This is a genomic window from Pseudomonas sp. EMN2 (genome assembly GCF_009650555.1).
GTDB classification, from domain to species: domain Bacteria; phylum Pseudomonadota; class Gammaproteobacteria; order Pseudomonadales; family Pseudomonadaceae; genus Aquipseudomonas; species Aquipseudomonas sichuanensis.
The window spans coordinates 1-8,325 of record NZ_VZZR01000131.1 but is presented as its reverse complement, the minus strand read 5'-3'; the positions used below and the strand labels follow the sequence as shown (position 1 = coordinate 8,325).

Annotated in this window: 8 protein-coding genes; 2 read left to right on the top strand and 6 right to left on the bottom strand. The window is 64.9% G+C overall.

Annotation, left to right across the window (positions count from 1 at the left end; all coding sequences use genetic code 11):
- The 4 genes from F6X61_RS26760 to zur all read right to left on the bottom strand — a co-directional run.
- Window positions 1-580: PA5502 family lipoprotein (locus F6X61_RS26760; protein ID WP_153789291.1), on the bottom strand; the 580-nt coding region annotated here is incomplete at its 3' end.
- A 128-nt stretch (window positions 581-708) separates the two neighbouring features.
- Window positions 709-1,491, bottom strand: a complete 783-nt coding sequence (znuB, locus tag F6X61_RS26755; RefSeq protein ID WP_153789290.1) for a zinc ABC transporter permease subunit ZnuB — start codon at window positions 1,489-1,491, stop codon at window positions 709-711.
- Entirely contained in the window at window positions 1,484-2,257 is a 774-nt protein-coding gene (gene znuC / locus F6X61_RS26750; protein WP_110995056.1) for a zinc ABC transporter ATP-binding protein ZnuC, read from the bottom strand. The genes znuB and znuC overlap by 8 nt, the downstream gene beginning before the upstream one ends.
- The gene (gene zur / locus F6X61_RS26745; protein WP_153789289.1) at window positions 2,254-2,739 is read right to left on the bottom strand and encodes a zinc uptake transcriptional repressor Zur; all 486 of its coding nucleotides are present in this window, start codon (window positions 2,737-2,739) and stop codon (window positions 2,254-2,256) included. The genes znuC and zur overlap by 4 nt, the downstream gene beginning before the upstream one ends.
- Window positions 2,740-2,757: 18 nt before the next feature.
- Here zur and F6X61_RS26740 point away from each other — a divergent pair, with 18 nt between their 5' ends.
- Entirely contained in the window at window positions 2,758-3,726 is a 969-nt protein-coding gene (locus tag F6X61_RS26740; RefSeq protein WP_153789288.1) for a zinc ABC transporter substrate-binding protein, read from the top strand.
- 80 nt (window positions 3,727-3,806) lie between these two features.
- On the opposite strand, the gene F6X61_RS26735 is transcribed toward F6X61_RS26740, so the two are convergent.
- Both F6X61_RS26735 and F6X61_RS26730 read right to left on the bottom strand, forming a co-directional pair.
- Window positions 3,807-4,757 (bottom strand): homoserine kinase, encoded by a 951-nt coding sequence (locus F6X61_RS26735; RefSeq protein ID WP_153789287.1) that lies wholly within the window; start codon window positions 4,755-4,757, stop codon window positions 3,807-3,809.
- Between the two features lie 72 nt (window positions 4,758-4,829).
- A complete protein-coding gene (locus F6X61_RS26730) occupies window positions 4,830-5,117 on the bottom strand; it encodes a DUF2782 domain-containing protein (RefSeq protein WP_110995018.1) in 288 nt (95 codons plus the stop codon).
- 75 nt (window positions 5,118-5,192) lie between these two features.
- Here F6X61_RS26730 and polA point away from each other — a divergent pair, with 75 nt between their 5' ends.
- Window positions 5,193-7,958: a DNA polymerase I gene (gene polA / locus F6X61_RS26725; protein ID WP_153789286.1), complete on the top strand. Its 2,766-nt coding sequence runs from the start codon at window positions 5,193-5,195 to the stop codon at window positions 7,956-7,958.
- Window positions 7,959-8,325 lie beyond the last annotated feature (367 nt).

Sequence of the window (8,325 nt, the reverse complement as noted above, 5' to 3'; positions counted from 1 at the left end):
CATCCTCGGTGCGGGGCACCTGGAACACCACGTCGCAGTGGAAATTCACCACGTCGGCGGCGATGTCATCGAGCTGGCGGCGCAGGGCGCGGCTGTCGGTGGTCTTCAGGGCGACCACGGTGCTCGGGGCAGTCGGATCGAGCAGCCGGGCCTTGGGTTGTGCCGCGGCGGCCATGAGGGCAGCCTCGGCTTTTTCCAGCTCGGCCTTGCGTGCCTGGGCCATGGTGTCGCCACCGGTCACGGCTGGTGCTTGCGGCATCAGTGCACGGGCGCGAGCCAGCGCGGTGGCGGCGGCATTCACATCGCCTTTCTGCAGGACGATCTGGCTGCGGCGCAGATAGGCTTCGGCCAGCTGACGCTGGTGGGGCTCCAGGCGCGCATCGTCGGGTGCCTGGACCTGCAGGGCGGCCAGTTGATCTTCGGCGGTGGCCAGCTCATTGCTGGCAATGTTCTGCTCCAGCTGCTGCCAGGCATCCGGTTGGGCAGGCGCGGCCGGCTGCTCGGCGGGCGTGCTGGCGCAGGCCGTCAGGAACAGGGAAAACGCGGCAACAAGCAGATAACGTGAGGCGAACGGCTTCATTCCTGCGACTCTCTATTTGCGCAAAAAACGAGCAAGTCTACACCCAGGTGCGCACGCTCGAAAATAGGACTGATTGACCCTGAACCTGCGAAAAGGTTGCAGGCTGCGTTGGTTCACAGCCTGTTTTTTCAGCGCTTTGGCAACGCCAGGCTCAGCAAGAATAGCACCGCCGCGCAGACCACGATCGATGGCCCGGCGGGGGTGTCCTTGAACCAGGACATGGCCAGCCCGCCGCACACGGCAATGACCCCCAGCAGGCTGGCGCCCAGGGCCATCTGCTCCGGTGAGCGGGCGTGACGCTGTGCCGCGGCCGCCGGGATGATCAGCAACGAGGTGATCAGCAGCACGCCGACAATCTTCATCGCTACCGCGATCACCACGGCGATCAGCAGCATCAACGCCAGGCGCAGGCCCGCCACGGGCAGCCCCTCGACCATCGCCAGCTCCTCGTGCACGGTGACGGCCAGCAAGGGGCGCCAGAACATCGCCAGCAGCACCAGCACCAGCGCGCTGCCGCCGAGGATCCAGGCCAGGTCGGTGGTGCTGATCGCCAGCAGGTCACCGAACAGGTAGGCCATCAGGTCGATCCGCACGTCGTGCATGAAGCTCAGCGCCACCAGCCCCAGCGACAGGGTGCTGGGGGCGAGGATGCCGAGCAGGGTGTCGGAAGCCAGCGGCTGGCGCTGTTGCAGCGTCACCAGCAGGATCGCCAGCAACAGGCAGCCGACCGTCACCGCCAGCGCCGGGCTGACATCCAGGGCCAGGCCCAGCGCCACGCCGAGCAGCGCGGCATGGGACAGGGTGTCGCCGAAATAGGCCATGCGCCGCCATACCACGAACGAGCCGAGGGGGCCGGCCACCAGCGCCAGCGACAGGCCGGCAAGCAAGGCATACAGAAGAAAATCAGCCATGCTTGCAGTGCTCTCCGTGAACATGGGCGCCAGGGGCGATCACTGCGCCGTGCAGGTCGTGGCTGTGATCGTGATGGTGGTGGTAGACGGCCAGGCTCTTGGCGTTCTGGCCGAACAGCTCGACGAAGGCCGGGTCGCCGCTGACCTGCTCCGGGTGGCCCGAGCAGCAGACGTGGCGGTTGAGGCAGACCACCTGGTCGGTGGTGCTCATCACCAGGTGCAGATCGTGGCTGACCATCAGCACGCCGCAGCCATGGCGATCGCGCAGGCGGGTAATGAGGTTGTACAGCTCGGTCTGGCCGACCACGTCGACCCCCTGCACCGGCTCGTCCAGCACCAGCAGCTCGGGCTCGCGCAGCAGGGCGCGGGCCAGCAGCACACGCTGCATCTCGCCGCCGGAGATGGTCTGGATCGGGCTGTCGATCACCTGCTCGGCACCGACTTCCTGCAGCGCCGACAAGGCTGCCGCGCGGTCTACCCCAGGCACCAGGCGCAGGAAGCGCAGCACCGACAGGGGCAGCGTCGGGTCCACCTGGATTTTCTGCGGCATGTAGCCGATGCGCAGTTTGGGCTTGCGCCAGACCTTGCCGCGGTGCGGCTTGAGCAGCCCCAGCACGGCGCGCACCAAGGTGGTCTTGCCGGCACCGTTGGGGCCGATCAGGGTAACGATCTGCTTCGGTGCCACCGCCAGGTCGATGCTGTCGAGCACCGCCTCACCACCGAAGCTGACGCCGACCTGCTCAAGGCGGATCAGGGCGTCGCTCATGCCGCGCCCCGGCAGTTGGCGCACAGGCCGACGATTTCCACGGTCTGGGTTTCGACGCTGAAGCCCACGCCCTTGGCGCTGGCGACGATCGCGTCGCTGATGCTGTCCTGTTCCAGCTCGATGGCCACGTGGCACTCGCGGCAGATCAGGAACTGGCCCTGGTGCGCGTGCTCGGGGTGGCTGCAGCCAATGAAGGCGTTGAGCGAGGCGATGCGGTGCACCAGGCCGTTGTCGAGCAGGAAGTCGAGAGCGCGGTACACGGTCGGCGGGGCGGCACGGCGGCCATCCTGCTCGCTGAGCACGGCGAGGATGTCGTAGGCACCCAGCGGCTTGTGGCTCTGCCACACCAGCTCCAGCACGCGGCGGCGCAAGGCGGTCAGGCGCAGGCCCTGACGGGTGCACAACGTGTCGGCCTCGGCCAGTGCGCTGTGTACGCAGTGGGAGTGATCGTGGGGGCGGTGGGCCAGCGGCGTGATGGACATGGGCAGCGACGGTTCAGGATGGAGACGTTATTATGTTACCTGTTTCTGACGAGCCGAGTAGCCACCGTGTCCCGATTCCTTGCCCTGTTTGTCGCTTTCATCGCCTGTTCGGCCCAGGCCGACGTGCGCGTGCTGACCAGCATCAAGCCCCTGCAACAGATTGCCGCTGCGGTGCAGGACGATGTCGGCAGCCCGGATGTACTGCTGCCGCCGGGTGCCTCCCCGCATCACTACGCGCTGCGCCCGTCTGACGTGCGCAAGGTTGGCGATGCCGACCTTTTGTACTGGATTGGCCCGGACATGGAGAACTTCCTGCCCCGCGTGCTGGGCAGCCGTGGCAAACCGACCGTGGCCGTGCAGTCGCTTGCTGGCATGCAACTGCGTCATTTCGGTGAGGACAGCCACTCTCACGACGAAGACGACCACGACGACGATCATGACGATCATGACCATGACCACCGCCCAGGCAGCCTCGATGCGCACCTGTGGCTGTCGTCGGTCAACGCGCGGGTGATCGCGACGAAGATGGCCGGTGACCTGGCGGCGGCCGACCCGGCCAATGCGGCCCGTTACCAGGGCAACCTGAAAGCGTTCGTCGAGCGCCTGGATGCTCTGGACCTGCGCATCAAGCAGCGCGTGGCCGGGATCGCCGGCAAGCCGTACTTCGTATTCCATGAAGCGTTCGATTACTTCGAGGCCAACTATGGCCTCAAGCACACCGGCGTGTTCAGTGTCGCTGCCGAAGTGCAGCCGGGCGCGCAGCACGTCGCCGCGATGCGCAAGCGCCTGCAGGAAGTGGGCAAGACCTGTGTATTCAGCGAGCCGCCGTTGCGCCCGCGCCTGGCCGAGACGCTGACGGCGGGGCTGCCGGTGCGGCTGGCTGAGCTGGATGCCCTGGGCGGCACCGATCCGGTGAACGCCAAGGGCTACGAGCGCTTGCTGGAGAAGCTGGGTGCAGACCTGGCGGGGTGCCTGGAGCAGCTGTGACCCTCGTGGGAGCGGGCTTGCCCCGCGATAGCGATGGTGAAGTTGCTACCGCCATCGCGGGGCAAGCCCGCTCCCACGGTTTACAGAGCGAACGGCAACTTCAAAGCCACCTGCTGACGCATCGCCAGGCGCACTTCGAACTCCCGCGGGTCATGGATGGTGACATCCATCCCGGCAAATTCCTTGGCGGCAATCAGCCGTGACAGCCAGAAGCGCACGCACGCCAGGCGCAACATCTGCGGCCAAAGTTCGGCTTCGGCCGCGGTGAATGGCCGCAGCGCCGCATAGGCGCCCAGCAGCGCCTGGGCGCGGGGCAGGTCGATGCCGCTGTGCTCGTCCAGGCACCAGTCGTTCACGGTGATGGCGATGTCATACAGCATTGGCCCGGAGCAGGCGTTGTAGAAGTCGATCACACCGGTCAGGTGAGTGCCTTCGAACATCACGTTGTCGCGGAACAGGTCGGCGTGCAGGTTGGCCTTGGGCAAGGCGAGGATCTGCGCCTTGTGCGCGGTGATTTCGTCCAGCGCCGGTTGCAGCAGTTGTGCCTGCTCGGGGTTCAATCCCGGCAGCAGCTCGGCACCGGACGCCAGCATCCAGTCCAGGCCACGGTCGGTACGGCGCTCGATGATGTGCTCGCGGGTTGCCAGGTGGATATGCGCGAGCAACTCACCCACCTGGGCACAGTGCTGGTTGTTCGGCGCTTTCACGTGCTTGCCCGACAGCCGCGGCTGCAGCAGTGCCGGCTTGCCGCACAGCTCGCGCAGGCCATTGCCGTCACGATCACGCAGGGCATAGGGCACGGGCATGTCGGCTGTGTGCAGCACATCGAGCAGCTCGATGAAGAACGGCATGTCTTCCACCGGCCCACGCTCGACCAGTGTCAGTACGTATTCCCCTTGTTCCAGGCTGACGAAGAAATTGCTGTTCTCGGTGCCGGCGGCAATGCCCTGGAAGTCGAGCAGACGGCCCAGCTCGTAGGGCGCCAGAAAGGTTTCCAGCTCAGGCCGGGACACAGGGGTGAAGACTGACATGTTGAAAAATTGCCCATGCGGGCACTTCCGCCGGGAAGTGCCTGGTTGATAAGAACGATACGCGTTACTGGCTTACCACTCGAAGATCTTCCAGGCCGGGATCAGCATGTCCGGCTGGTCGGAACGAATGAAGTTGGCATCGGTGCCATCCGCGCGTACCAGGAAATAAGGCTTGCCGTTTTTCGGCGTGATCTTGATCGCATACAGGAAGCCGTTCTGCCGGTATTCCTGGATGGTTTTGTCGCCTTCCGTGCGAATGGTCACATCGGGATCTGCCGATGGGGCGTCGTCCGCCGCCAGGGTGACGACTGGCATGGTTGCCAACAGGCCGAGCACTAACAGGCGATTCAATGTACGCATGATAACCTAGTCCCTTTGTCGTCAATGATTCTGGCTATTCTAGCGCCGGACCCGTCGAAAAGGTTGATTCTCCTCATGAGCCAAGCGCCCCTCGTCCTGGTGGACGGTTCCTCCTACCTCTACCGTGCCTTCCACGCGCTGCCGCCGTTGACCACTTCCAAAGGCCTGCCCACCGGCGCGGTCAAGGGCGTGCTGAACATGCTCAAGAGCCTGCGCAAGCAATACCCGGACAGCCTGTTCGCGGTGGTGTTCGATGCCAAGGGCGGGACATTCCGCGACGCCATGTTCGCCGAGTACAAGGCCAACCGCCCAAGCATGCCCGACGACCTGCGGGTGCAGGTCGAGCCGCTGCACGCCAGCGTGCGAGCCCTGGGCTATCCGCTGCTGTGTGTCGAGGGTGTGGAGGCCGACGACGTGATCGGCACCCTGGCCCGCAGCAGTGCGGCCGCTGGCCGGCCGGTGATCATTTCGACCGGCGACAAGGACATGGCCCAGCTGGTGGACGGCCACGTTACGCTGGTCAACACCATGACCGGTAGCGTGCTGGACGTGGCTGGCGTGCACGAGAAGTTTGGCGTCGGTCCCGAACACATCATCGACTTCCTTGCCCTGATGGGTGACAAGGTCGACAACATCCCCGGCGTGCCAGGTGTTGGCGAAAAGACCGCTGTGGGCCTGCTGACCGGTATCGGTGGCGGGCTGAGCGATGTATACCAGAACCTGGAAAAGGTCGCGGGCCTGGCCATTCGCGGGGCCAAGACCCTGGCTGCCAAGCTTGAGGAGCATCGCGACGCGGCCTTCCTTTCCTACGAGCTGGCCACCATCAAGTGCGATGTGGAGCTGGATGTCGAGGTTGACGCCCTGGTCTGCGGCGAGCCGGACCGCGAAGCGCTGCTGGCGCTGTACACCGAGATGGAGTTCAAAAGCTGGGTCGCCGAGGTGCAGCGTGATGCTGCCCAGGCTGCTCCCAAGGGCGCCGTCACTGGCTCTGCCAGTGTTGTCGAGGCACCTGCGGCCAAGGTCGAGCCGCAGTACGAAACCATCCTTGACCAGGCGCGCTTCGATGCGTGGCTGGAGAAGCTGCGCCAGGCACCGCTGTTCGCCTTCGACACCGAAACCACGGGCCTGGATGCGCAGAAGGCGCAACTGGTCGGCCTGTCGTTCGCCATCGAGCCCAATGTGGCCGCCTACGTGCCCCTGGCCCACGACTATGAAGGCGCGCCTGCCCAGCTGGACCGCGAGGCGGTGCTGCAAAAGCTCAAGCCGCTGCTGGAAGACCCGGCCAAAGGCAAGGTCGGCCAGAACGCCAAGTACGACATCAACATCCTGGCCAACGGCAGCCCGGCCATCCAGATGCGCGGCGTGGCCTACGACACCATGCTCGAGTCCTACGTGCTCAACTCCACCGCCAGCCGTCACGACATGGATAGCCTGGCGCAGAAGTACCTGGATCACACCACCATCAGCTTCGAAGACATCGCCGGCAAGGGCGCCAAGCAGCTGACCTTCAACCAGATCCCGCTGGAGAAGGCCGGCCCTTACGCCGCCGAGGACGCCGACATTACCCTGCGCCTGCACCATGCGTTGCAGGCGCGGCTGGCCGAAACGCCGAGCGTGCTGCCGGTGCTGATGGACATCGAGATGCCGCTGGTACCGGTGCTGGCGAAGATCGAGCGCCAGGGCGCGTTGGTCGATGCCGCGCTGCTGGGGGTGCAGAGCGGTGAACTGGGGGCGAAGATGGTCGAGCTGGAGCGCGAGGCGTTCGAGCTGGCCGGCGAGGAATTCAACCTTGGCTCGCCCAAGCAACTGGGGGTGATCCTCTATGACAAGCTGGGCATGCCGGTATTGAGCAAGACCGCCAAGGGCCAGCCCTCCACCGCCGAAGCCGTACTGGACGACTTGGCCGAGCAAGGTTTCCCGCTGCCCAAGGTGCTGATGCAGTACCGCAGCCTGAGCAAACTCAAGAGCACCTACACCGACAAGCTGCCAGGGCAGATCAACCCGCGTACAGGGCGTATCCATACCTCTTACCAGCAGGCAGTCGCCGCTACCGGGCGTCTGTCGTCCAGTGACCCGAACCTGCAGAACATTCCGGTGCGCACCGCCGAAGGCCGACGCATCCGCCAGGCCTTTGTCGCAAGCCCCGGCTACAAGCTGCTGGCGGCGGACTATTCGCAGATCGAGCTGCGCATCATGGCCCACCTGGCCAAGGACGAAGGGCTGCTGCACGCGTTCCGCAATGACCTGGACGTGCACCGCGCCACCGCCGCCGAAGTTTTCGGCGTGGCCCTGGATCAAGTCACCACCGACCAGCGCCGCAGCGCCAAGGCGATCAACTTTGGGTTGATCTACGGCATGAGCGCATTCGGCCTGGCCAAGCAGATCGGTGTCGACCGCAAACAGTCCCAGGACTACATCGATCGTTACTTCGCCCGTTACCCGGGCGTGCTGGCCTACATGGAGCGCACCCGCGCCCAGGCGGCCGAGCAGGGCTTCGTCGAAACCTTGTTCGGCCGCCGCCTGTACCTGCCGGACATCAACGCCAAGAACCCGGCCCTGCGCAAAGGCGCCGAACGTACCGCGATCAACGCGCCGATGCAGGGCACGGCGGCGGACATCATCAAGCGCGCCATGGTGGCTGTGGACAACTGGCTGACCGACAGCGGGCTGGATGCGCGGGTGATCTTGCAGGTGCACGACGAACTGGTGCTGGAAGTGCGCGAGGACCTGGTGGAACAGGTCAAAGATGAAATTCGCGGCTACATGAGTGGCGCCGCCGAGCTGGACGTGCCGTTGCTGGTGGAAGTGGGCGTCGGTTCGAATTGGGACGAAGCTCACTAAACGCGGCGTGAAAGCTGTGTAGGATCTGCGGCGTGGTGTCGCGGGGCCTGGCCTTAGATCGGCTGGTTCATGAAACTATTTCAAATAGTTTTGAGGGCCTCGGAACTAATCCGGTGAACCGCCACTCAGAGTAACTGAATGGCTGGTGAAGCCTTTCGATGCTCCTATGTTGTGTTAAGTGTTGGCAGATATCTGGACCCCGCCCTAGCGGTCCGGACTTGGACCCCGAACTTCCCCCTCCCCATACGAAGTCCGGGGTTTTTTTTGCCTGCGATTCGGGGCACCGCACAGGGTGGCACGGGCTTCGCCCGTGTTCGCGGGGCAAGCCCGCTCCCACAGGGATCGCGCTAGCTTTAGCAGTTGAGCA